We start from the raw sequence: 23,974 nt of genomic DNA on the forward strand, positions 1-23,974 counted from the left end.
GGTTGCGACTACTCCGGAATTGAAGCCGAACACGCACAAGACGCGGACCAGAGCCAACCGCAGCCGACCTTCAGTAGTATTGGCACGGCGATAATGCTGGGAACAAACAGATCGACTTTTGGACCCCGATGTCGCTCGGCAGGACGCCACCATGCAATGCGGGCTGGTGAGCGCGCCACGAGTCGTGCCATCTGCCAACTTGCCGAAGCTCCTGTCTTCATCAACGAGCGCATGGCAGCGTTCAGCCTCAACACGCCACAACCTCCATGTGATCGTTCTGCGACCCGCCTTGCCGCCTCGACTAGCCCGTTGACGATAGTCGATTGTGGTTGATCTTAATTGCCGACCTCCTCCCATCTGCCTTGCGATCAGCGCGTGATCCGCAGCAGTTACCCACCGTTCATTGCCAAGAAACCATCTCTTGATCAATCACTATTGTTGGTAGTTCATCCGGGCAATACTTCCTTCTGCTGGATGCCAGCAAAGCCCCGCGGCCGGCTTGGCGCGACTCGCATTGGTCATGCTCGCTAATGTGAGGACACTGCCTCGTACCCACGCGCGAGCGTGAGAGTCTCAGACCAACGGTCGGCGCCTGACACTTTTCGGACGAGCTCGTCGCACCTTAGACAGAATGTCGGGATTCGGACACGGAGCTCATCGCGGGTCGCCAAACTGTTTGCGTATCTCGACCTTCGTTGTTGCATCAGCGCGAGCCAGCTCGTCTGAGGAGTGGTACGGCGCTTGCTTAAAGAGAGCAGAGCCACGTCGTCACGCCGTGGTGCATTCGCCAATGATGCGAGCCGGGACATCGGTTCTTCGACAAGAGGGGTAAAGGCATGTCCGGCGTTGCTGCTGCGTTTTTTTGTCCTTCAAGCAATTCGCAGGCGGATGTTTATGATCGACTCGAGCACATGATCCCGAAACTTGCGCTTCGTGGCCAGGCGGCGGTCGGCGTTGCGGCTTTCATGCACAAACAAGGTATTCGATATGGGAGAGCGTTTCAGTCATCGAGCGCTTCAGTGCGCATTGATCCCAACGAACAAGATCGGCGTTTTCGGCCTCATGTTGCAATCGCTCAAGTCCGTAGCCGATGCCGCGAACTCAGTGATGGCGTCGACCTTCAGTCAATTCATAACAATGCAGGCACCAGCCGCCATCTGGCCATTTCTCTGGATGAGGCCTTGGTCAATGCTCGTGAACTCAGGGGAGCCTTTCTTGCCCAGGAGCAACGATCAACCGTCAACACAGATGCTGAGCTCTTGCTCAAGTGTATTGAACGCTGTTGTGAACGACACTACTGGCGCCACGGTCTAGCGGCCAATTACGAAACCGTTTTTCGAGAGATTGACGATCGTATTGACGGCGCTATTAGCGCGCTTTTCCTGGACGGAGACGGAAATCTCATTGCTTACCGCAATCGAAGCGGCTTGCGACCGTTGGAGACCATGCAAACAGATGACGGGTTCTTGCTCTTCGCCTCTGAAAATTGTGCCTTTGCCGCTCTCGAGGGTAAGACGCGGCAGATCTCGCCGGGCCACATAACGTATGTGGACGGAACGACGGGGGGCAGCGTTAGTCGTGCCGTGCACAACGGGCGACATAAAGCCAGGCTCTGCGCGTACGAAGCTCTCTATTTAGGAAGTCCGAATACGTCGGTCGAAGGCCATTCACATTTCGAAACCCGGTACAATATCGGTGCTGCCTTGGGTGGGATTGTTGCGCAGCGACTGCAAGCTGAAGCAGATCCTACCTGCACACTCGTTTCCTCCAAGCCGCGTACAGGTGGTCCGTTCGCCGATGGCCTGTACGCATCTCTCGCGGAATACGGGCTGCTCGCCGAGCGTCGTGAAGTGGTCGCCACGACGTTTCTTCAGCGAACGCTCATCGGCACGACCGACGAGCGAAAGTCCCGCATTTCTCAAAAGTACCGAGTACTGGAAACTGACCTGACTAAAACCAGCGTAGTAATTGTCGACGAAGCACTCATTCGCGGCGATACCAGTCGAGCTGTCACGAGCATGCTCCTTACCGCCGGAGCCAAAGCCGTGCATTGGGCGATCGGTTCGCCGCCTATAGTGGCTCCGAACTACTACGGCATGGGTATCAACACACTCGATGAGCTCGCATTCTGGCAGATTTGGAAACGACTGCCGTCCGAGCAGCGAACGCAAAGCCTTCGCTTTCACAAGATGGAACCCCACGTTTTGAGACTCATCGAAAGCAACATCGCGACATCCATCAACGCAGCCTCGATAACGTATCTGCCCTTCCCACTGCTAGAATCGTTGCTGCCCCTGAGACCGGAGAGCTTCGATCTGTCACCCTTTACATTCGAGATGCCAACTCGGGCGGGACAGGAGCGGGCGGACAGGAATCTGCGCGAATTGGTGGCTGATCTTCCCCGCATGCAATCAGTTCACGCTTGAGGTCATTAATGAAACCCGTTCTCGTCTTTGATTGGAATGGAACGTTGCTCGATGATGCGCACGCACTGCTTCAAACGACTAATGCTATTCTGAACCGCTTTGGTTACGCGCCGATCAATATGGAGACGTTTCGGGAACATTGCGACCTCCCGCTATCTCTTCTTTATCGCAATCTCGGAATGTCGCAGGACGAGGTTGCGGCCGTGGATCGCGATGGCAGCGCTGTCTTTCACAACACCTATGAACCACTTGCGGATCGCGCCGATCTGCGCGAGGGCGCGCGTAGAGTGCTGGAGCTAGCGCACCGAGAAGCAGCTTTGTCCGTCATCGTGAGCAACCATATCGTTGCCCCCCTTCGGTCCCAATTGAGAAGACTTGGAATCCATGACTACATCAACGAAGCTCTCGCCTTTGAAAGCCGCGCCACTCAATACAAATCGATGAGCAAAGGAGAGCGGCTTCGCCTCTACATGCAGAAGTACAGCCTCGACCCGGCGTCGACGTTTATCATCGGCGATATGCCGATCGAAATGGACATCGCACGCAATCTCGCACTCATAAGCATATCGATCACCGGAGGTTTTGTTTCGGACTCGCGCTTGCGGGCGGCAAATCCTGACTATTCGATTAACAACCATCATGAGCTGTTGCCTATCTTACAAAGGCACGGCTTTTTCTAGAGTGCATGAACCATGTTCAGCGAGGCATCATCACCAAACGCAGGTCCTAGCACTGCGAAACAGAGAATAGGTCTTGTCGGCGTCGGGCGAATGGGAACTGGAATGGGTATTAGCCTGATGCGTCATCAAATTGAACTGCATATCAAAGCCAACAAGAATCGTTTCGGTGCGAATCGATTTGCTTCAGCCGGTGCCCGTGAACATCCTTCGATCGCTGAGTTGGCGCAACATGTAAGCGCTGTGGTGTTGTCCCTACCGTCAAGCCGCGAGGTTGAGGCAGTGTGCCTTGGGCAGGATGGGCTTTTTGTCCATATGTCCCGTGGCGGTTTGATAATTGACTGCACGACATCTTATCCTGCTTCGACAGTTACACTGGCGGAGCAGGCTCAAGAACATGGCCTAGGTTTTGTAGATGCCCCAGTAACACGTAGCCCCGAACAAGCTGAGTTCGGCCTTCTCAATGCGATCGTTGGATCGAACGAGACGCTCTTTCCTGTGGCGGAAGGCATTCTTGCTGCATTTTGTGAGACCGTTCTTCATGTCGGAGAAGTCGGACAGGGTCATAAGCTCAAGCTTGTTTACAACAGCATGACTATGGGCATAGCGGCCGTCGCAGCAGAGGTCTGCCAATTCGCAAAGGCTCTTGACATTGATCTTGTAACACTCCGCTCTCTGGTCAGCCGCGGTTCCACTAACAGCGGAATATTCCAAGCCTTCGCTGCCTTTTTGTTGGGCGAAAAACCCGATGTTCTGGCCGTCTCAATTGCCAATTCCGCAAAGGATATTAATTGCGCTGTGCGCCTAGCGGGCGAGAACGTAGTTTCGGTGCCGATCCTAGCTGCGGCTGCGAACAAGTTAAACGCCTCGGTTGCCTCGGGCAAAGGCGAACTGACTCTACCTCATTTGTCTCACTCATAAAGTCTTCGGTCTAATCGAATTTTACTATCTCACTGCCTTTGGAGGTACGGGCGTGTTCCTTCAATGCCGAGAGCGTGGAAGGGTCCCGCCCTTGAGGATTGGCGCGCTCGTTAGCGACACTCGCGCTTCAATGAATGAGATGCCTAGTGTCCTTTAAGAAAAAGCCGCTGTCAGATTTCTCCAACAGCGGCTTAAGTTGAGGGAGGAAGGCAGACGAACCGGTCTGCCAGCGGAGCCGAAGGCTATCGTTAGCAGGCGACAAATCGGATAGTTGGTCGCCCAACGCATCGACATAGGACGCCGGAGACCACCGCGACCAAATTACCGATTGAATTAGATTTTCCTGGTGCCCCCCAGTTCGGAGAGATTCCGGACGAGACGCTGGACCAGGCTGGAGACTTGCGCCGCCACTCTCGCATTCGGAGAGCGAGGGTCGGCACGGGCTTTGGCGCTTGCGCGTGATCCAGACCATTGAAGGTTGCGGTGAAGCGGAACACCTCTTTCCCATCACTGGCGGCCGCGAGATTTCCCCTTAGTGGCCGCGAAAGGATCCAGCGGGTGATTTTTGCTTCAGCTTCAACCAACCACCGACAAGGGTGACGCCGGCTTTCACACGCACGGATTGAAACATTTACAGGCGAGGCTCCATCCGGGACCGACGCTTGGCCGTCCGCCAAATAATGAGACACGAATTTCCTCCCGGAGCATTCTCAACAATAGGAGGTCTAGACCGGGCTGAAGCATTGTATAACATCGGCGATACTTCCGGGTGGGTAAGAATGGGTATAGTCAGCTGCAAGCTTGCCACGCGCTTAACGGCCGCATCTAGAGGCGCGCCCTTGGAAATCTACGCGCCGTCCCTGCGGAGCTTTCCAGCAGACTCGATGCTCGTAATGGCGACTTTACCTGTCGTCGACTGGAATGACTGTCTTTTGCGAGATTTGCGCAGCCTCGACAAGCAAGCGTCCATTCGCGCCTACGCGGCGATGGTCATGATCGATCCCTTTGCCTGTTGGGAGGATTTTGCCGACTTGCTGAAAGAGGCGAGAATCTCCGGCGTCACAAATTTCCCACCTGCATCTATCATTGAGCAGGCTACGGATGGCATGCCAATTAACTCCGGACTGGAGCTCGAACTTCGACGTATGGAATGGTTCGCCAGCCTGGGATTCAAAATCCTGTTTGTTGCTGCCAAGGATTCTGAGATCACGATGGCAGAGACGAGACTTGGAGCGCATCTCGAAGGTATTGTGTATTTGCCCGAAGAGGCTCTTGCGCGTAGGATTTGCGACGAAATGGGGTTGATCAGCCTTGGCCAACAGGCATCGTCGATGCCAAGGTTCTCGTTTTTGCATGCGACTACGTCGCAGCAAACCCGACGCAAGAAATGAGGGTAGGCTATTCTAGGATCCGCAGTTTCTTTATCTTGTTGTAAAGCGTCTTCCTTGAAAGCCCAAGAGATTGTGCGGTCTTGCCACGGTGGAGCCTGTTTCGTTTTAGGCCTTCGATGAACCACTCGCGCTCGGAGAATGCTCCTTTGGGCCGAGCGGGCGACGTCGAGTTCAGAAGCGGCTTGAGGACGTCAGCAGTTATATGCGCGTCTTTCACCATCACCAGTTGATTGACGATCTGGCGCAATTCTCTCAAATTTCCGGGCCAATGGTGGCCCGCTAACGCCAAGAACGCGGACTTCTCTATTGCCAGCGTTTGTGCATTCGAATCCCCCTTGGCTTCGACGGCAAAATGCTGAATGAGCTGTGGAAGGTCCTCCAGACGGTTTGGCAAAGCGGGTTGTTCTATGTCAAGCCCGGCAAAGAAGGCAAGAAGGCGGGGACATAGAACACTTTCCAAGCTTGCTCCGCGGGTCACTGTCGCGGTTGCGATGATCCGGGCGTTTGACCTTACAACGGATACGCCGTTCAGCGGCGTGAAAGTCCCCGTCTCGAGATAGTCCGCGAGACGCTCTTGCCCATCTCGCGACAGCTGATCGACATGCGTCAGCAGGAGCGCGGAATCACTTGCGGCTTCGAGGAGCGACAGTTGGCGCCTCCTATTCTCAGCGCTCTCGGCACCGAACAGCGCACCGACCGTGTCGATTGCCGGCCCTCGGCGGCAATGAAACAGCGCGGCCTTCGTGTGTCTCCGATCGCTAAAGGCATGGACGAGGTTCGCTATCCTTCGCTTTCCCGATCCCGCCTCGCCCCACACCAGCACAGAATTGGGATTACTTGCCAAGCGCCTTGCAGTCTCAAGCACGTGCTTCATGATCGAGGACTGCGCGATGACGCCATGCCGGAATCCGCTCAACTGGAGCTGGCGCTCGAGGAGATCGACCTTCTCTCGCAATAAGTGGATGGTCTTAAAGCCCGAGGTTACCTCGAGAACTGACATTTCGAGCGGGATGCGGTCGAGCGACGAACCGCCAATGAAACCCTGCACACCCGTTTCTCGGCAGATGTCCAGGAGTTCGTCAGGCTTCGTGATTGGCCCGCCACCAAGCAGGCAAATTGCGTTCACGTCGACGGATTGAGCGACACGCGCAACAGCGCTCGTTCGCGCGGCAAGCTCCGACAGGCTGATCGACAAGTCGCATCCGCTTTCGACAGCGCGGTTGAGATTGAAGTTGATACAGATGGCTTCAGCTCCAGCTTCAACCATGCGCCTTGCTTCGGACTGGGTGCGAGTATAAGCGATGGTCATTAGGCCGCGTTTTGCGGCTTTGACCAGGAGTTCGATTTCCCGCTCGTAGCCGAGCCCGCAACTTTCAAGCAGTGATCTCCTGTAGTCATCAATGTGGATGACGGACGGGAAATTGGTGACGCCTGAAAAACCCCATCGCATGATGCGGTCGAGAAAGCGGTCGATATCCAGCTGCGGATCGAAGGTACAAGCGCCAAAAAATACCGGCAATTTCGTTGAGGGCAGGATCTCGGTCCGGCCGAAGCCCGCCACGAATTCGTTTGTATTGCGGATTGGAAGAATTGAGGCTGGCGAAGAGCCCCCCATCGCGCGAAATCGGCCGGCGTTAAGGGCGAGAACGAAATCCGCGCCCGCCCGTTCGGCCGCTCGCGCGGTCATGCCCGATCCTATTCCAGCCCCAAGCATAAAGGAGCGGGAGTTGCGGAAGAACCGCCTGATGCCGCCGCCCTTTGCCTGGTCTGTCCGCGTGTGCATGACTTGCCCGCCTCCTGCACGGCGGTTGCGAAAACTAGCTCCAATTTGCGGGCGCGTGCAACCGGCGCAGCGCCTTTCCGTTCGTCACGAACAGGTGGCAGTCCGCCGGCGACGCCGCAAGACGAACCTTGCCAGACCTCTTCTGTGACTCCGGCTTTGGCGCCTTTGCGACCACCGATTCCTTGCCAGCGTTTCCGTAGATGTAGGTGACGCTGCCAAGATGCTCGACGAAATCGACGTCGAGTTCGATCGCGATCTCTTTCCTCTCCGCCGCAGATGGAGAGAAGTCATCGGGGCGAATTCCGAGTGTGATCGGCTTGCCGACGAGCAATTGATCCGGCTGCACGGGGACGGAGACTGTCGCCCCGGCGTCGAGCCTGACGTCCATGCCCGCCTCGTGCGCCGCCTCGATGTGGCCGCCCAGGAAATTCATCTTGGGTGAGCCGATGAATCCGGCCACAAACCGGGATGCCGGATTGTGATAGAGATCATGCGGGCTTCCCACCTGCTCGATGTTGCCGTCCTTGAGTACGACGATCTTGTCGGCCATTGTCATGGCTTCCACCTGGTCGTGTGTCACGTAGATCATGGTATTCCCAAGCTGCTTGTGGAGCTTGGCAATCTGAACCCGCATCTGCACCCGCAATTCGGTATCAAGGTTCGACAGGGGTTCGTCGAATAGGAACACCTTGGGTTCGCGAACAATTGCGCGGCCAATCGCAACGCGCTGACGCTGGCCGCCCGAGAGTTGTCGGGGTTTTCGGTCCAGAAGATGATCGATCTGTAGCAGCGACGCAGTCTCGGCGACCCTGGTCTCGATCCCGGTCTTCGCAACCTTTGCCATTCGCAGAGGAAAGGCAAGGTTCTCGCGCACAGTCATGTGCGGATAGAGCGCGTAGCTCTGAAACACCATCCCGAGGTTTCGATCCGCCGCATCGACATCATTGACGAGCTCGTTGTCAATCAGAAGCCGGCCGCCGCTGATTCGTTCTAGTCCTCCAATCATTCGCAACAGCGTCGACTTGCCCGATCCCGAAGGTCCGACGAACACGACGAACTCGCCGTGATCGATGGTGAGATCAATGTTCCGCAGGATCTGGATTGTCCCATAGGCCTTGTTGACGCCTTCCAAACGAACATCGGCCATCACGAACTCCTCTGTCGAATCCGTTCGACCAGCGCCGCCGGGACCTCAATCTCTGCCAGGCTGGAGACGATAAAATCAGGTGGCACCAGGGATGGGTCTTCGCGGGGCGGCACGCCGGTCGTGACCAGCACCGTCGGTAGCTTCGCTCGCTTTCCGGCCTGGATATCCGTCTGGATCTGGTCGCCAATCATCAATGTGGCGTTGCGCGCCGTCCCGAGACGGGAAAGTGCCGTCTCGATCATGTGCGGCTCAGGTTTCCCGACAATCAAGGGCTTCACGCCTGTGGCAGCAGCTACAGCTGTGATCGTTGCTCCTGCTCCAGGTTCGAAACCGCCTGCGGTCGGCAGGAGGAGATCGGGGTTGGTGCCGACGAATGCGGCACCGTTCAGGATCGCTTCGACCGCAATCCGCAGCTTCTCATGCGTTATCTAGCGATCGAGGCCCATGACCACGGCATCGGGTTCGCGATCGGTCACATCGAGCCCCGCTTCGGTGATGGCCTTCACCAGCGATGGCGCGCCCACGACGAATACGCGCGTTGCATCCTTGTATGTCGCGCGAATGAGCTCGGCGGCAGTGATGGCGCTCGTGACAACGTCTTTCGGCGTGACGACAAGCCCGAAACTCGCAAGTTTGCGGAGACATCTTCGGGGGGATGGGTGGAATTGTTAGTCACGAAGCAGAACGGCAATCCTGCCGTCTGCCAAGCTCCAAATGTCTGGATAGCATCTGGTATCGCCGCGTTGCCGCGATAAACCACGCCATCGAGATCCGAAATGATACCTTTGACTTGCGGCCAGTTATGGGCCGGGGCGGTATTAGCCATTCATCAGCATCCCGCCGTTCACGTGAAGAATCTGCCCGGTCATATATGAGGCCGCGGGGCTTGCGAGAAAGACAGCAAGACCCGCGATATTCTCCGGTAGACCCACGCGTCCCAGCGGGATCCGGCCACTATGGCGGGCTTCGGTCTCCTCCCGGGGACGCCCGTGCATGGGCGTGTCGATAATGCCAGGGGCGATTGCGTTGACATTGATCTTGAGCGGCGCGCATTCGTAGGCGAGCAGCTTGGTGAGATCGTGGACGATCGCCTTGGACAAGCAGTAGTCGGCGCCGCCAGCCTGATAGTTGAAGACTGCACCTTGCGAGGACAGCGAGGAGCCGACGTTGACGATACGGCCACCTTTCGCCTTCATGAACCGGTCGACCACCAGTTTGGAGGAGCGCAGGACAGCGACTGAGTTGATCTGGATCGTGCGCTCGATCTTTTCCGAATTGCCGTTCAGGAGCGGCTCCGCAGACTTGATGCCGGCGTTATTCACCAGCACATCGAGCCGGCCGAAACGTCTGGCAATCTCATCTAGCACCCTTGCGACATCGTCCTCCCGCGCGACATCCATCGCCATTGGCAGTACGCCGTTGCCATGGGGCAGGCCAGCCAAGGTCTCCCTGAGGTTTGCGAGATTAGCATCGGTGGCAAGGACATTCGCCCCTCCCGCCCGGAATGCATTGAAACAATGGCCGACCCGATGCCTCCACCGGCTCCGGTTACGAGCACCGTTCTATCCGAAACTGAGAACTGTTCAGTCATTCCAACTCCAGGATCGTTTGTGATTGCAGAAATTCGCCAACCGCCTCGCGGCTCGGCATCGAGCTTTGAGCACCGCGGCGCGTCACGCACAGGGCTGCCACCGCGAGCGCCCTTCGTACGGCTTCCCTCAAGGGCAGGCTCTCAGCCAATGAAGCGGCGAAGGCGCCATTGAAAGCATCCCCTGCGGCCGTGGTATCCACGACCTTCACCGGGAAGGCGCGCAGAGAAAAAGATTGCTTCTTGTCGGCATAGTAAGCGCCCTGCGCGCCCAAGGTGATTAGGGCGGCAGCTGGACCGAGATCGAGAAGCTTTAAGGCCGCGCCCGCGGCTGTGTGGAAGTCGAGGACTTCGATCCCTGTGAGCTCAAAGGCTTCCGTCTGGTTCGGCGTGACGAAGTCAACGCTTGCCCACGCGGCCGGTGAAAGCCCGGGCCTGACCGGCGCCGGCTTGAAGATGAGTTCAAAACCCTTGTCCGCCTTCATCTCGAAGAGCCGATTAAGGGCCGAGATCGGCATCCCCATTTCCGCAACAACGATTGCATCGCGCGCGATGAACTCGGCCGCGCGCTCGATCATCTCGGGTGTCACGTTCAAATTCGTGCCAGGGTCTATGACGATCATGTTCGAGCCGTCGTCGCCGACCATGACCAGGGCTGAACCGGAGACCTCGCCCGCAGAGATCTGAATGGCATCTGCGCGAACGCCGGCCTGCATCAGGGACTGCAACAGCCAGTGGCCGGCATCGTCATCGCCGAGACGCGTGTAGAAATGTGGCTTGAGGCCAAGCCGGGCGGCAGCAACGGCCTGATTGGCGCCCTTGCCTCCGGGGTAACGGGTCAAGCCGCCCATCAGGCTTTCACCTGGAGTCGGCAGTCGCTCGACGTTGAAGCAGAGATCGAGATTCGTCGTTCCGAAGAACATCAATGGCCGGGTGTTCATTTTACGGCACCGAAGGTGAGGCCGCGTTCGAGGTGACGCTGGCCAATGACGATCAGGATGACGGGAATGATCATCGTCACGACGAGCCCGGCCGCCATGACGGGATAGAACTGCACGCCCGGATTGAGAAGCTTGAGCAGAGCGACCGTCACCGGCGCCTTGGTCGAGCTCAGCATTAGACCGAGGGCAAAATTGTGCCAGGCGAGCAGGAAGATGAGCAATGAGGCTCCGATCAGTCCTGGCTTCAACAGTGGCAGCACGATGTGCAGCACGACGCGAACGGGTTTGGCGCCGTCCATGGCAGCCGCCTCCTCGATGTCCTTGGGGATGTCCTCGATGTAGGAGCGGCTCAGCCAGACGATCATCGGCAGTGTGACCACCTGGTAGACCCAGATCATGCCGAGATAGGTGTCATATAGCCCGATGGTCTGGAATACGCTGAAGAGCGGGATGACGACCAGGAGAACCGGGGCAAAGCGGAATCCAAGAATGAAGAACGCAATGTCCTCTTTGAGAGGTATGTCGCGCCGCGCCAGCACGTAGCCGGCCGGCACGCCCACGAGCAGAGACACGATGACCGAGCCCAGCGCTATGACGACGCTGTTGGTGATCGGCGTCAAGAAATCGACTTTGATGGTGCCATAGCTGGTCGCCCCCGCCTGGGCGACATCAAACAGCACGCGAAAATTCTCCAGGGTCGGCGAGAACAGAAAGGTCGGTGGCCAGGTCATGACTTCGGCCTGCTGCTTCAGCGACATCATCAATATCCAGATAAGCGGAAAAGCTAGGATAAATGCGCAAACGCCCACGAGCAGGTTGAGGATCAGATTGGCGGGGGTCGAACGATTGACGCGCATGCGCGGCCTCTTCAGCTGACGCGCTGGCGAACAAAGCGCCAGAGCTTGACCATGGCGAACGTCCCGACTAGCACGATCAGCCAATTGACCACCATCAGTGCGGCGCCACGCCCAAAAGCGAGATTCTGGAACGCGGTGATGTAGGCACGTACCGAAAGAACCGAAGTGCTGTTGCCGGGCCCGCCTTGGGTTGTCCCGAAGATGATGTCGAACTGGTTGAGAGACTCGATCAGCCGAAACACCGCCGCGATCAGAATGTAGGGAGCAATCAGAGGCTGCTCGATGTGCAGAAAGGTCGCCAAGCCCTTCGCACCGTTAACGCGCGCGGCTTCTCTCACCTCTTCATTGATGCCCTGAAGGCCGGCGAAGATGATGAGTGCGAAGAAGGGCGTGTAGGTCCATACGTCGATCAGGACCAGGGAGAACATTGCGGTCACGGGATCTGAGATCCAGGCAAATCGGCCGATCCCGACAAGCGACAACAGATAATTCATGATCCCGTTTTGTGGGTCCATCATGGTCGTCCACATGAGCGCTACGCTCATCGGGGGTAGGACGAGGGGCAGGAGAATGACCGGCCGCATCACGCGGGCCAGGAAGACTTCGGTCGCGAACAGCTTGGCAAGCGCGAGACCGAAGGCTGCCTCGGCAAGGACGGCGGATCCAGAGTAGACCAGCGTCGCGCGAATGCTATTCCAGAAATCCTCTGTCTTAATCAGCGCCGCGTAATTGTTGAGGCCGATGAAGTGGACCAAGGGGCGACCGAACCTGAGGTCAGTCAACGACTGATAGACGCCGTAGAAGAACAGAAGCAGAAATCCTACAAGTATGACGATGGCTGGCGCAATTGCTGCAATGCTCCACCAGTCAAGACGCGGCTCCTCAGCGCTCTTGATCCGCCGATCCTGTGAGGAGGCAAGTTGGCTGGCCGAAGACTGCAGCGTCACGATTGCGTCGTATCCTCGAAGTTCCATATGACTACATCTCTAATTGCAAGAAGGGGCAGCGGGTCGCCGCCGCCCCCTCGGCACTTCACATGGTCGATCGGATTTCGGCCGCGAGGTCTGTCAATGTCGCCTTCACGTCAGCTCCGTTGACCATTTTCTGCATGGCAACGGCCCAGGCATTCATTGCTTCGGCAAAGCCGACGCGAGCTGTAAAGGCCAGCTTTGCCCGGTCCTGCACGCTCTTGAACGTGTCGACAAAGTTGTTGAATTCAGGCTTTGCCGCGTATTCGAGCCATGCCTTGTCAGTCCAGGTCGAGGTGCGCGGAGAGTTGACGAGCTTGCCGGCCACGGCACCGTTGAGCTTCACTTGCTTCGAAGTCGCCCATTGGATGAAGAGCCACGCAGCTCCCTTCTTTTGCGATGCCGCATTCATCGCCAAAGACCAGATCCAGATGTTGGATTCGAAGTTTTTGGCATTCGGAGCACGCAAGGGCGGCGCAAATGCTATTTTGCCTGAGGCTGGCTTGCCGGCAACGTCGTTCCAAAAGCCAAACATGTTGGAATCGATCGCCATGGCTGTGCGGCCGGAATTGATGCCTTCGACCACCTGGTACCAATTGTCGTTAGCAAAGGAGGGCGCCGCGCACTTCTTGATCATGTCCACATAGTCCTTGTGGAAAGCGATCGACTCGGGTGAGTCGAGGCCGGTGTCGAGCTTACCGTCCTTGACGGTGAAATCGTGCACCCCGTAGGACCTGGCGATCGAGATTGCGGCCGTGTGGATGCTGCTCCAGAACCGCACACCGCGGACGCCAAGGGGCGTAATCGTCGGATCGGCAGCCTTCAGCTTTTCGCATGCCGCGGACATCTCCGGCGGGGTCGTAGGGACCTTGATGCCATACTTGTCGAGGATGTCCTTCCGTTAGAACAGTTGGATATTCTCGAAGCCATGCGGAATGGCCCACACCTGCCCGCTTCCCGGCTCGATCTGGCCTTCCTTGACCTTCCAAGTCAGCGCATCTCGTAGTGCTGGGAAGAAATCCTTGTAATCGTAGCCGGCCGCCGTAAGTTTCGGATCGTTCAGATAGCGGTCGAGGGGCTCAAGCAATTGACCGGGCGCAAGATCCCAAGCCGGTTGAATGCCCGTACCGACAACGTCCCAGCTTGGTGATTTGGTGCTGAGCTGGATCGTCAACTTATTCCAATACGCATCGTCCGGATAAAGCTCCGGCGTCACCTTGATGCCGGTAAGCTTCTCGAATTCCGGCAGCTGGGCTGCAACCGCATCGGCATATGGATGAATATCGGAGGCCCAGACGATCGACTCGCCTTCGAACTGGCGCCAATTGATGTCGTCTGCCTTGGCGTGGGTAAGCGCCATGGCCGTTCCGGCCAAAAGCGTGGAGCAGATAAGGGTAGCTTTCCTAGCAAAATTTGCTGAACGGTCCGGACAAGCAGCGTACTTCCTTGGCATGATTCCCCTCCGGTGAGCTCTTTGGCCCGTAAACCTCGTGCCCCCTCCTCTTCGAGAGGCCGCAGTGTCGGCAAGGCTAGCGCCCGCTGTTCCGTCGTAAGCGGTTTTCCGAACTCTCTTTGGGTAAGATTGGGTAACGTCGAACAATCGGTAGTTCAGAAAGTGATCCGCGGATCGCGTCAGGCGTACTCAAGCCACGTTGTCTACCAATTTGCTGGACTGGCAGCAGTCATCCTCAAGGATCAATTAGCAAACTTATGACGCTGACGCCTCGTAGCTTCGGCAGTCAAACGACAGTCGATTGTCCTGGGATGTGGCGGCTCCGAAATCTCTTGTGCACGCGCCGGTTAGCGAGGTTCACAATGACCGTTCTCGAGTGCGCGATAGGGCAAAGGTTTCAATCCTCCACTGCAGTACTTCACACGGTTTTCCGTCTTCCGTACCGTTCCTCCGAATGCGCCGAGACGGCTTTAAGCTGCAAGAACCGTCATCAGGAATCTCCGGACCTCTGTCTTCAGCCGCGCGCTGTCGTTGGACAGCATCTGCGCGTAGGTGAGCAGTTAACTCGAAGCCGAGCCGGTCTCCGTTGCGCGGCGCTTCACGTCGGCTATGCTCGAAGCCACTCGGCGGGCCCCGTGTGTGCCTCCTGGATATTGGAGGAGATCTCTTGCGTAACAGCTCCTTGTTCGTCAACCGCGCACAAGATCGCCGACCAAGAACTAAGTTCAACGGCGGCGTGGGCCAAGCGTGTAACTCATCAGCAACGCGACCACGAGCAGCACTCCCTGAACGAAGCTTTGCGCGTAGTACGGGAAATTGAACATTGTCAGTCCGTTGATTAGTGTGGCGACGAAGACCGCGCCAACCAGCGTACCGACGGCATTCGCTTTGTTGGCGCCAAGCACGGCATATCCCACGAGCGCGGCGGACACGGCCTGCAGCAAGTACGCGTCGCCCACATTGACGTCGCCCCGGTTGGAGCGGGCCGCTAACATGACTCCGGCGATTGCTGCCAACGCGCCGGAGATCAGGTATGCCGCCATGCGATAACGCGCCACGCGGATGCCGGCCGCCGCGGCTGCGATCGGATTGCCCCCAACGGCGTAGAAGGCCCGCCCCCACCGCGTGTAATTGAGCAGCACAATGACGACGATGAATATCAGACCTGCGACCACGACTGACGCTGGGATACCGAACAGCCGCCCACCACCTAGCCAGCCGAATAGCGGCGAGAACTTGCCCGGAGCGACATTGCCGTTGAACGACATACCCTCCGCGATCGACTGGCCCGAGACGCCGAGCAAGGTCAACCCGTTGATGAGGAACAAGCCGGAGAGCGTTGCCACCAGATCGGGGATGCGGGCGTAGACAATGAGAAAAGTGTTGAATAGGCCGACCGCGACGCCCGCCGCCACGGCGATCAGAATCGCTGGGGCGCCACCGAGGTCGCCGATCACCATCGCCGCGGTTGCTGCCATCACCGCAAGCGACATCGACGCTCCTACGGACAGGTCGAATCCGCCGACCGTCATCGAAACCGTGGCGCCAAGCCCGATCACCGCGACCACCGAGGCCGCTTGCAGGATAAACATTGCATTGGCGAACGTGCGGAAGAACGGCTGCTGCCAGGAGAAGAACAGAATCATCAGCACCAGAACGGCCAAAAGCCCGTAGCGGTAGATGAAGACTTTCAGCTTTTCCGCGCTGCCGCGGGTGGATCCAGGCTCGGCCGGCTGCGCGAGCGAGTTTTGGATTGTCATTGAAGGGTGCCCCCACTTACGCCTTGCCGAGCTGCACCGGTCCGGCTCATGATTTCAGAAAGCTCTTCGGAGCTGAGCGCATCCGCCATAACTTCGCCCGCGATCGCTCCTTCGACCATAATGAGTACGCGGTCGGCGACCTCCACCACTTCCTCAGGGTCCGACGACGAGACTACGACCGAGTTGTACTCCGAGAAAGCCCGCAGCGCGTCCGAGATGATGCCGCGCGCTCCGATGTCGATTCCCCGGAACGGTTCGTCAAGAATTAGAAGTGACCAGCCGTGCTTGAGCCAGCGGCCGACTAACAGCTTCTGCTGATTGCCTCCCGACAGCGCCTCGATGGGGGCATCCCAGCCGGGACACTTGACGTTGTAGTCACGGATGATATCCTGGGTGAATGCCACTTCTTTATGTAGGTCGATGAAGCCATAGCGGCTGAAGAATCCCATTGCGCCGATCGAGCAATGCTTCGCCAGGCCCTCGCCAGGGAAGATCGATTGCTTCGCGCGCTCCTCCGGCACCATCGCCACGCCCCTCGTCAGCGCATCGGCTGCGTCGCGCGGCTTGAAGGGCCGATCGTTGAGCAGCATCTTGCCCGAAACCAGCGGCATAGCACCGTAAATCTGTTCCAGAAGCTCGGTCTTCCCGGCGCCAACGAGCCCGGTGATACCGATCACCTCGCCCTTGCGGAACGTCAGGTCGACGGGCACCGCATCGGGCCGCACACGCAAGCCGCGTCCGACAAACACCGGCACCTGGTCCGAGCGGCGGATGACATGTTTCGCCGACAAGATCAGATCGCCGAGAATTGATGTCGCTATCGCATTCGTATCGAGCGGTGACTGGTGCTCGGAAACGATCTGACCATTGCGCAAAACGACTGCGCGGTTGCATAGTTGCTGGCTCTCGCTCATGCGGTGCGAGACGTAAAGCACCGCGATACCGCGCCGCTTGAGGTCCGCCACCGCCTCGAACAATTTTTCCGCTTCACGCGCCGACAGCGTCGAAGTCGGCTCGTCGAGGATCAACAGCTTAGGGTTCTTCACTAGGGCGCGCGCGATCGCCACCTCCTGCCGACCGCTCGCTGACAGTTCCTCCACCGGAGCTTCCAGCGGTAGCTTGAGGCCCAACTTCTGCTGCACCTGCTGCGCGCGGTCCATGACGCTGCGGCGGTTGAGAAAGAAGGGCGAGTCGGCGGTCGAGAGATCGTCGAGCAGCAAATTTTCTGCCACTGTCATGCCGAACACCACGGCATCGTCGATGTTCTGGTGAACGGTCGCGATGCCGCAGTCACGCGCTTCGGTCGGCGAGCGGATTTCGGTCCGCTCGCCCTCGATCAGGATTTCGCCGGACGTGCGCAGGAAATTGCCGGAGAGCACTTTGATGAGCGTGGACTTGCCGGCGCCGTTGGCACCGAGCAGACCCAGCGTCTCGCCCGGCATAATCGAGAAGCTCACACCCTTTAGCGCTTGCGTGGCACCGAAGCGCTTGGTGATGTTGCGGAACTCGACGAGGGCTCTCGTTCGCTCGGACATAGGGCAACCTCCAGCGAGGCTTTCCTGCGTGGACCGATTCATTTCATCTTATCCATCCAAGGGGCCTTCGCCACGTCCGGCGTCTTCAGATCCGGAAAGACCGCACCAAGCTGTTCGATGTTCTCGACTTTGTTCGTGCGCAGCTCTTCCTGAGTGATAACCAGCGGCGGCACGCTCAGCGTGTTGCCGATGAGGTCGCCGGCAATCCTGGCCGCGGCCACCCGCAGTACGACCGAGCCGACATTGGACTGGTTGGTGGTAGCCGTGACCACCCAAGGACTGTGTGGCTTCGTCATTACCGCGATGTCGGCAGTTGAGATGTCCATGCCATAGGTCTTAACCTTGTCCGCCAGACCGAGTTCGCTGATCGCTAGCGATGCGCCTTTGGTGAACTCATCATACGGCGCGACAATCGCCTTGACGTTTGGATGGGCAGTCAGCGCTGCCTTGGCCTGATCGGCCGTCTGGGCGGCAGTGTTGGCGTTGACGACGCCGATCGTCGCTACCGTATTGACGCCAGGGTTGGCCCTCAAGAATTCCTTCCAGACTTCGTTGCGCAGATCGAGCGCCTGATAGCCTGGCACATAGACATAGATGACGTCAGCCTTTGCACCGTCGCCGCCGATATGGGCCTTCAGAGCACCAAGGATGCCGGTCATCATCAGCTTGTCGCCCTGATCAACGGTGATGACCTTGTCCGACGGCTCGACCGAAACGTAGTAGGTCACGACAGGAATATTGGCGTCAGCGGCCGCCTTGATGCCGTCGCGCAGACTATCACCAAATCCCCAACCAATGACGATGGCATCCGGCTGAGTGGCTACGGCCTGCTGCAGCATCAGCGCCTGCTTCGCATTGTCGCCGTCGGCGTTGTAGACCGTCAGCTTGACGCCGAGCTTCTTCGCTTCAGCCTCAACGCCGGCAATCCACTCCTGATACACGTCGCCAGTGTTGAGCTGGCGGACAACCGCGATCTTAACCGCGTGATTCTTAAACTTTTGCGGTACCTCGGCGTGCGCGTCCGACTTAACTCGAATCGGAGTGGGCCCGTCTGCGAACGCTACACTTGTAAGGGCGATCCCCGCGACGCCTGCGAGAAATGCGCGACGAACAATCCTTGCCACAATCATAACGTTTCCCCTTTGCTGACGTGGTGCTTGGCCGCGGAGTTCTCCGTGCGGCTTGAGTTCTTCAATAGGATTCTAGGGTACGTTGAGCACCCAGTCAGGCTCGAGCGTCCTTCTTGGCATAAGCTTCAGCACGCCGTTCCATACGAAGCTTTAGACGCTCATCGGCTTCAGGGCTGCCGTCGTGAAAGCTGCCAAACCACTTGTCTAGTGGGACCGCCCCATCAGCGTAATTCACCTCGAAAAGCTTGTGGTGAAGATAATGAGCGTAGACTCCAGATGGGACGGTGCGCTCGCCCCCCAGCTCGGTTCGATCGAAACCGGTATGGGCAATTGCTGGAGCGAGGCCCGCGCGCATCACCATGGCAAGCATATGTATTGGATGTGAATTGAAGACAGCGATCAACACGATGACAGAAAAATACAGGATGTGTTCGACCGGGTGCATCGCTAATCCCGACCAGGGAAGCACGTTCGTATTATTGTGGTGCAATGAATGAACGTACTTGTAGAGGAGACGAGTATGAAGCAGGCGGTGAACCGCGTAAAAGTGGACCTCATGAATGAATGGGACGAGTAACAGCAGGACGATGAACCATATTGGGTTGTCTGACAAGGTGATGAGAGGCACGTAGCCGTTGGCATAAAGATAAAACGCCGCGACCTGATATGCTGTAAAGACCGGAACGCCGCTCGTTATCGTCCAGAAAATATTGTCCAAAGCCTGTTTGCCGAAGACGAAAACAGTAGCTCTGGCCGTGGGCCAACGCGGGTTGTACTTAAAGCGCGTCTCCTGCCGTCGCAAAACGTAGAGCCAAGAGTGCCAGGCGCCATACCAAAGGACGACGATGGCATAGTTGAGGAGAACGAGATAAAGTCCCCAGCCGATCTCGAGTGTCTTCATTTGTTCAAGAGACGGCGCAAGAAAGAGCCAATAACCGATCCCGAACACGATAAGCAGCAGGTTCCAAGGCAAAAAGTACCCTGGCAACCACTTTATCACCGCCATAGGTTTCGGAGGCAACGTGAACAACGGCCCATAACTGATGAGCTCCTTAGGCGCGTAGTGACCAAACTCGTCGCGACGGCCGAATTTAGTTTCCTCCATCATCGCTTCCTCCTGGCGCGCAATCCACCCCTATATTTTCTTCAGTATATGGCAGAGCGTTGGATGGCTCGATGGTTAGGTTGATTGAAATCCATCAAAATGTCGAGCTACGGCTTACTGCATTGTCGCCACGGCCGCTAAACGCTCGTCATTGTACGGCTCGTTTGCTCCCCTGCACGCTACGTATAGCGGTCGAGAGTATAGATTGCAGATCGGCAACTGATGCAACTTAGCGTGCTCGCTATCGAAACACCGGTACACCAGACATCACTGCCTTTCGAACCGCGATGCAGCATCTGAGCGGCCACAACGGATTGCGCCGGGCGCCACTTCGAGGTGAACGACTTCGCCGCGAACCGGTCGCTCGCGTTATTAGCAGCGAACCGTTGTACGCTGAGGGCTGCGCCACCGGCGACGAACTTTGGCGTCTTGCTCACAACGGACCACACGACCTTCACCGCCGCGGCCGAACTCTTCGCCAACTTCGACCACGGCGCCGCAATGTTCGCGTTGTGTCCGTCGTCAGATAATTTGAGACCGCTCATGCATTTCGAGAAGGGAGGCTCCGGATCATCTTGGGCTAGAGGTTAAGCTGCCTGCAGTCGATGCCGCAAGCGACGGATTGCGATGGTCTCGCGCTTGATGCGCTCAGCAAGATGCGGTTCTTCAAGGTCTGATGCCAGTGCCCTGGGTCTGGCGATGATTGGCGCACCGCGCACAGGCCGTATGTCCTTGCCCTTGAGCCAGGTGGCCAGATCATCCGCGACGTAACTTGATCCGTTGTCGCTGAGAAGCCGTGACCGCTGCTTTATATTGATGTACTCCAGGCCTGAGGCGACAAGCGCCCGGTCGAGCGTGGCCGTAACGTCGGAGGCGCACATGGTTGGGCTCATCCTCAACGCCACGATATAACGCGAGAAGTCAGCGAGCACAGTGAACAGATAATACCAGCCCCAGCCGGTGATCTTGAGGTAGGCGAAGTCAGTCTGACAGAGCTGGTTGATCGCCGTGGTCTTGTCCTTGAACTCGTTGGCCGTCTTGATCACCTCATAGGCGGGGCTGGTGATCAGGTCGTGCGCCTTCAGCAGCCGATAGACCCAGCGCCTCGGAGACTAAGTACTTTCTGTCATCGGTGAAGCGCACCGCCAGCTCGCGCGGCGACAGCTCGGGAATCTCCAGCGCCAGATCGATGATCTGACCGCGGACTTCGTCAGGAACCCGATTCCAGACCATGTCCGACTTCGAGCGATACTCAGCCAGTACCTCAACGCCAACCGCACGGTAGCGATCGTACCACCGATAAAATGCGGCTCGCGGGATGCCGAGCTTCTCGAGCGTGCGTCTGGCACGCAGATGGTGATTGCTCGACCAGCGCGATGATCTCGGCCTTCGCGAACGCAGGATACCTCATGCCTCGTCCTCCCCAGCCGCGCTCAACTCTTTTTTGTAAGCGGTTCTCCAGGGTACGATCGGCGACCACCTCCTTCAATTCGGAGGCTTCACGACGAAGATCCTTGACCTCGCCGGACGTGGCTGAGCGGGCAGTGTCGCCCCCCAAGGCGGCGTTTGCCAGCCTCAAGGAACTCCTTGGACCGGCCATAATACATCGAGGCCACACAGCTCGGAGATATTCTCCTCGTCGCGCAAATCCTTCCAACACGATACGGATATTCTTTTCCGCTGAATACTGCCGAGGTGCCTGGCGTCGGTTGTCCTTCAGCACTTGTTCTGCCGGGGCTTTGTCCGGCCCGGATTTCTGCTTCAACTTCGCTCCGTACGGCAACGATGAACCAGAAATCCTCCTTCGTGAAGTCCTGGTCTCAGAGGCGCTGACGGCGAACACGCCACACTACATGGCGTTGATCCTACGCCGGCAGGCCGCCGACTCGGGGCGCCCCGCACACGAGCGAGTCTACGAATCGTAAACATGATGGAAAAACATCAGGTTCAGAATAGCCTAAATCAGATGTCGGCGACTAACCTCCAAGCTCGCACAGTTCGGACTTGATGTGATGGCTCGAAGAATTGTCATAGTTGGTGCTGGACATGCTGGGACGAGTGCAGCTCGCGCACTACGGGAGCATGGGTGGTCCGACGAGATTGTACTCCTAACGGAGGAACGGTCCGCCCCTTATGAGCGTCCGCCTCTGTCCAAGTCAGTCCTTACTCAAGAGGAGAGCTTCAGCGGCGTAGCGGCTCTTGCCCCAGGTTGGCTTGACCAGAACGGAATCCTTTTCCGCTCTGGGGTCAGAGCGGAAGCAATCGACCGGGACGCACAGAGCGTTACACTCGCTGGAGGAGATCGTTTTCGGTATGACTACCTCCTGCTCGCGACAGGAGCAAAACCGCGTTTTCCGCAGTTGCCTGGCGTCGGCTCGAAGGGAGTGATCGCGCTGCGGTCGTTGGATCAATCCGCCGTTCTCCGAGAGAGATTGATGCCGGCACGAAGGCTTGTCGTTATCGGCGGAGGACTGATCGGATTGGAAGTCGCGGCGTCTGCCCGGGCAAGAGGGGTTGACACAACAGTTTTGGAAAAGGCACCCGCTCTGCTGTCTCGCGTGATGCCGATCTCGACGTCCGATAGAATCTTAGAACTGCATCGTTCCAACGGCACCAAGGTTTTCCTCGGAGCGGACGTGGAGGCGATCATTGGTTGCGACATGGTCGAGGGCGTGCGACTCAGATCAGGACAGGAATTCGTAGCCGACACAGTTCTGGTTGCTGTTGGCGCGGATCCCGACGTTGAATTGGCGCAGAAGGCTGGCCTTGCCACTGACGACGGCATTCTCGTCAATGAATACCTCCAAACTGCAGACTCTCGGATCTTCGCCGCCGGAGACGCAGCAAGATATCCGGCGTCGACGGGTAAAGACACGATACGATTGGAGGCATGGAAGAATGCGCTGGACCAGGGGGGCACTGCCGCGTTGAACATTTTGGGACGAAAGGTTTCCTATAGGGCAGTTCCATGGATGTGGTCTGATCAATTCGACAAAGTATTCCAAGTTGCTGGCATTCCGAACAAATCGCAGGTCGAGGTAAATCGTAGTTTAGACGATGGGGGTATAGTAACGTTTCTCCTAGACAGATTTGGCGTTCTAGAGGCCACGGCGGCGTTCGGTAGCCTATCGCAAGTAGCAAAGATCGTCCGAGTCGCGACCTCGATAATTGAGAGGCGCCTTCGCCCGTCGCCTTCCGTCCTGCAGGACCCAAGCTACGATTTGAGAAAGCTCTTGCAGTCAGATGCCGTCAACGCCCACTCAACGCATGAAGCCGCTCTCTCAGCAGTTCGAAGGTAGACACTACATGAACACCATCCTGTTCTTTCAGTCGCTTTGGGCCATGGAATTGCGAAGCGCGACGGAGCCAGAACGCGGGCTTGAGGAAAACATCCGAATGATCAAAGATGCCGGCTATGACGGCGTTAGCGCAGATTGGCGGAGCCGGGAGTACGTACGCGAGCTGCATGGCCTGTTGAAGGCGAACGGGTTGACAGCCGAAGGCCAGTGTTTTCCGAAGACCATCGATGAGCTCAAGCCAGTGCTCGAAAATGCAACGGAATTCGGTCTTCATCATCTTGAGATTCAACCAGATGTACGGCCACGTCGCTTGGATGATTGCATCCCGCTTTTAGAAGGATGGCTGCGGCTTGCCGAGGAGGGCGATTTTCCCGTCTATATAGAGACACATCGCGACCGGATGACGACCGACCTGTTCTTTACACTCGATCTACTTGAACGAATCCCCGATCTCAAGCTGCTGGGGGATATTTCGCACTTCGTTGTTGGGCGCGAGTTCTCATGGCCAATTACCGAGGAGAATAACAGCCACATCCATCAAGTTTTGGATAGGTGTTGGGCGTTCCACGGTAGGGTAGCAAGCCGCGAGCAAATACAAATCGAGATTAGCTTCCCGCAGCACCAAATGTGGCTCGACCAGTTCTTAGAGTGGTGGGGCTACGGCTTTCGGAGTTGGCGCCGGCGCGCGGCGGACGGAGAGGCATTGGCGTTTACTTGCGAGTTGGGGCCGCGGCCGTACGCGATAACCGGTCGAGATGGTGAAGATACAACGGATCGCTGGAGCGAAGCCCTGATGCTTCGAGAATGCGTCAGGAAGGCTTGGGACAAGTCTGGAGCCCACCTGGAAGACAACGCGTAGAGCACAACGACAGCGCTTGAACTCAGGAAACGTTACAGCCCACTACTGCTCCGCTGCTGAAGACTGCAAACTGTAGACTGCAGATGTAGGTGTCCAGATCAAGGCGATCGCGATTTGTTGTATCGTCGATACAC

Annotated in this window: 18 protein-coding genes and 4 pseudogenes; 6 read left to right on the forward strand and 16 right to left on the reverse strand. The window is 57.5% G+C overall.

Going from position 1 to position 23,974, the window contains the following annotated elements; all coding sequences use genetic code 11:
- Positions 1–836 precede the first annotated feature (836 nt).
- The 4 genes from X268_RS36385 (at position 837) to X268_RS36400 (ending at position 5,415) form a co-directional block, all read left to right on the forward strand.
- Entirely contained in the window at positions 837–2,426 is a 1,590-nt protein-coding gene (locus X268_RS36385; protein WP_232995602.1) for an amidophosphoribosyltransferase, read from the forward strand.
- Between the two features lie 8 nt (positions 2,427–2,434).
- Positions 2,435–3,106, forward strand: a complete 672-nt coding sequence (locus tag X268_RS36390) for an HAD family hydrolase (protein ID WP_128929761.1) — start codon at positions 2,435–2,437, stop codon at positions 3,104–3,106.
- A gap of 102 nt (positions 3,107–3,208) precedes the next feature.
- Positions 3,209–4,024 carry an NAD(P)-dependent oxidoreductase gene (locus X268_RS36395; protein ID WP_164934142.1) on the forward strand — a complete coding sequence of 272 codons (816 nt, stop codon included), beginning with the start codon at positions 3,209–3,211 and terminating at the stop codon, positions 4,022–4,024.
- Positions 4,025–4,863: 839 nt separating this feature from the next.
- Positions 4,864–5,415, forward strand: coding sequence for a hypothetical protein (locus tag X268_RS36400; RefSeq protein WP_232995603.1), 552 nt, complete (start codon positions 4,864–4,866; stop codon positions 5,413–5,415).
- Between the two features lie 7 nt (positions 5,416–5,422).
- Here the strand turns inward: X268_RS36400 and X268_RS36405 are convergent, their stop codons facing one another.
- The 16 genes and pseudogenes from X268_RS36405 to X268_RS36470 all read right to left on the reverse strand — a co-directional run.
- The gene (locus X268_RS36405; RefSeq protein WP_245478033.1) at positions 5,423–7,102 is read right to left on the reverse strand and encodes a phosphoenolpyruvate hydrolase family protein; all 1,680 of its coding nucleotides are present in this window, start codon (positions 7,100–7,102) and stop codon (positions 5,423–5,425) included.
- Positions 7,103–7,232: 130 nt separating this feature from the next.
- Positions 7,233–8,345: an ABC transporter ATP-binding protein gene (locus X268_RS36410; protein WP_128929765.1), complete on the reverse strand. Its 1,113-nt coding sequence runs from the start codon at positions 8,343–8,345 to the stop codon at positions 7,233–7,235.
- Positions 8,345–8,587 carry an HAD hydrolase-like protein gene (locus tag X268_RS40245; protein ID WP_232995604.1) on the reverse strand — a complete coding sequence of 81 codons (243 nt, stop codon included), beginning with the start codon at positions 8,585–8,587 and terminating at the stop codon, positions 8,345–8,347. The genes X268_RS36410 and X268_RS40245 overlap by 1 nt, the downstream gene beginning before the upstream one ends.
- Before the next feature lie 260 nt (positions 8,588–8,847).
- The gene (locus X268_RS40945; RefSeq protein WP_430648443.1) at positions 8,848–9,171 is read right to left on the reverse strand and encodes an HAD family hydrolase; all 324 of its coding nucleotides are present in this window, start codon (positions 9,169–9,171) and stop codon (positions 8,848–8,850) included.
- Positions 9,164–9,796: pseudogene (locus X268_RS36420) on the reverse strand (SDR family NAD(P)-dependent oxidoreductase); the annotation flags it as partial. The pseudogene X268_RS36420 and the gene X268_RS40945, both read right to left, overlap by 8 nt.
- Positions 9,797–9,932: 136 nt before the next feature.
- Entirely contained in the window at positions 9,933–10,874 is a 942-nt protein-coding gene (locus X268_RS36425) for a ribokinase (RefSeq protein WP_128929766.1), read from the reverse strand.
- Complete coding sequence (locus X268_RS36430) at positions 10,871–11,731, reverse strand: carbohydrate ABC transporter permease (protein WP_128929767.1); 861 nt, start codon at positions 11,729–11,731, stop codon at positions 10,871–10,873. Before X268_RS36430 ends, X268_RS36425 begins: the two co-directional genes overlap by 4 nt.
- A gap of 11 nt (positions 11,732–11,742) precedes the next feature.
- On the reverse strand, positions 11,743–12,678 hold the full coding sequence (locus X268_RS36435) for a carbohydrate ABC transporter permease (RefSeq protein ID WP_232995606.1): 936 nt from the start codon (positions 12,676–12,678) through the stop codon (positions 11,743–11,745).
- A gap of 85 nt (positions 12,679–12,763) precedes the next feature.
- Positions 12,764–14,152 (reverse strand): annotated as a pseudogene (locus X268_RS36440) (extracellular solute-binding protein).
- A gap of 470 nt (positions 14,153–14,622) precedes the next feature.
- Positions 14,623–14,864: pseudogene (locus X268_RS40260) on the reverse strand (hypothetical protein); the annotation flags it as partial.
- A 13-nt stretch (positions 14,865–14,877) separates the two neighbouring features.
- Positions 14,878–15,912 carry an ABC transporter permease gene (locus X268_RS36445; protein WP_128929769.1) on the reverse strand — a complete coding sequence of 345 codons (1,035 nt, stop codon included), beginning with the start codon at positions 15,910–15,912 and terminating at the stop codon, positions 14,878–14,880.
- Positions 15,909–17,447, reverse strand: coding sequence for a sugar ABC transporter ATP-binding protein (locus tag X268_RS36450; RefSeq protein WP_164934141.1), 1,539 nt, complete (start codon positions 17,445–17,447; stop codon positions 15,909–15,911). Before X268_RS36450 ends, X268_RS36445 begins: the two co-directional genes overlap by 4 nt.
- 38 nt (positions 17,448–17,485) lie before the next feature.
- Positions 17,486–18,577, reverse strand: coding sequence for a substrate-binding domain-containing protein (locus X268_RS36455; protein WP_128929771.1), 1,092 nt, complete (start codon positions 18,575–18,577; stop codon positions 17,486–17,488).
- Positions 18,578–18,671: 94 nt separating this feature from the next.
- Complete coding sequence (locus tag X268_RS36460) at positions 18,672–19,685, reverse strand: sterol desaturase family protein (RefSeq protein WP_128929772.1); 1,014 nt, start codon at positions 19,683–19,685, stop codon at positions 18,672–18,674.
- 176 nt (positions 19,686–19,861) lie between these two features.
- Positions 19,862–20,227, reverse strand: coding sequence for a hypothetical protein (locus X268_RS36465; RefSeq protein WP_128929773.1), 366 nt, complete (start codon positions 20,225–20,227; stop codon positions 19,862–19,864).
- Between the two features lie 104 nt (positions 20,228–20,331).
- Positions 20,332–21,447: pseudogene (locus X268_RS36470) on the reverse strand (DDE-type integrase/transposase/recombinase); the annotation flags it as partial.
- A gap of 247 nt (positions 21,448–21,694) precedes the next feature.
- On the opposite strand from X268_RS36470, the gene X268_RS36475 reads away from it, so the two are divergent.
- Together X268_RS36475 and X268_RS36480 are read left to right on the forward strand one after the other, a co-directional pair.
- Positions 21,695–22,981, forward strand: a complete 1,287-nt coding sequence (locus tag X268_RS36475) for an NAD(P)/FAD-dependent oxidoreductase (RefSeq protein WP_128929774.1) — start codon at positions 21,695–21,697, stop codon at positions 22,979–22,981.
- A 7-nt stretch (positions 22,982–22,988) separates the two neighbouring features.
- Positions 22,989–23,840 (forward strand): sugar phosphate isomerase/epimerase family protein, encoded by an 852-nt coding sequence (locus X268_RS36480; protein WP_128929775.1) that lies wholly within the window; start codon positions 22,989–22,991, stop codon positions 23,838–23,840.
- The last annotated feature ends 134 nt before the right edge of the window (positions 23,841–23,974 follow it).

Origin of the sequence: Bradyrhizobium guangxiense (genome assembly GCF_004114915.1) — a bacterium.
GTDB lineage: Bacteria > Pseudomonadota > Alphaproteobacteria > Rhizobiales > Xanthobacteraceae > Bradyrhizobium > Bradyrhizobium guangxiense.

What these genes read in the sequence shown, in the direction of transcription:
- X268_RS36405 (WP_245478033.1), bottom strand. Translation starts at nt 7,102, where the DNA reads ATGACCGCGCGAGCGGCCGAACGGGCGGGCGCGGATTTCGTTCTCGCC.
- X268_RS36430 (WP_128929767.1), bottom strand. Translation starts at nt 11,731, where the DNA reads ATGCGCGTCAATCGTTCGACCCCCGCCAATCTGATCCTCAACCTGCTC.
- X268_RS36475 (WP_128929774.1), top strand. Translation starts at nt 21,695, where the DNA reads ATGGCTCGAAGAATTGTCATAGTTGGTGCTGGACATGCTGGGACGAGT.
- X268_RS36385 (WP_232995602.1), top strand. Translation starts at nt 837, where the DNA reads ATGTCCGGCGTTGCTGCTGCGTTTTTTTGTCCTTCAAGCAATTCGCAG.
- X268_RS36395 (WP_164934142.1), top strand. Translation starts at nt 3,209, where the DNA reads ATGGGTATTAGCCTGATGCGTCATCAAATTGAACTGCATATCAAAGCC.
- X268_RS36425 (WP_128929766.1), bottom strand. Translation starts at nt 10,874, where the DNA reads ATGAACACCCGGCCATTGATGTTCTTCGGAACGACGAATCTCGATCTC.
- X268_RS36480 (WP_128929775.1), top strand. Translation starts at nt 22,989, where the DNA reads ATGAACACCATCCTGTTCTTTCAGTCGCTTTGGGCCATGGAATTGCGA.
- X268_RS40945 (WP_430648443.1), bottom strand. Translation starts at nt 9,171, where the DNA reads ATGGCTAATACCGCCCCGGCCCATAACTGGCCGCAAGTCAAAGGTATC.
- X268_RS36450 (WP_164934141.1), bottom strand. Translation starts at nt 17,447, where the DNA reads ATGTCCGAGCGAACGAGAGCCCTCGTCGAGTTCCGCAACATCACCAAG.
- X268_RS36465 (WP_128929773.1), bottom strand. Translation starts at nt 20,227, where the DNA reads ATGAGCGGTCTCAAATTATCTGACGACGGACACAACGCGAACATTGCG.
- X268_RS36390 (WP_128929761.1), top strand. Translation starts at nt 2,435, where the DNA reads ATGAAACCCGTTCTCGTCTTTGATTGGAATGGAACGTTGCTCGATGAT.
- X268_RS36460 (WP_128929772.1), bottom strand. Translation starts at nt 19,685, where the DNA reads ATGATGGAGGAAACTAAATTCGGCCGTCGCGACGAGTTTGGTCACTAC.
- X268_RS40245 (WP_232995604.1), bottom strand. Translation starts at nt 8,587, where the DNA reads ATGATCGAGACGGCACTTTCCCGTCTCGGGACGGCGCGCAACGCCACA.
- X268_RS36455 (WP_128929771.1), bottom strand. Translation starts at nt 18,577, where the DNA reads ATGATTGTGGCAAGGATTGTTCGTCGCGCATTTCTCGCAGGCGTCGCG.
- X268_RS36445 (WP_128929769.1), bottom strand. Translation starts at nt 15,912, where the DNA reads ATGACAATCCAAAACTCGCTCGCGCAGCCGGCCGAGCCTGGATCCACC.
- X268_RS36410 (WP_128929765.1), bottom strand. Translation starts at nt 8,345, where the DNA reads ATGGCCGATGTTCGTTTGGAAGGCGTCAACAAGGCCTATGGGACAATC.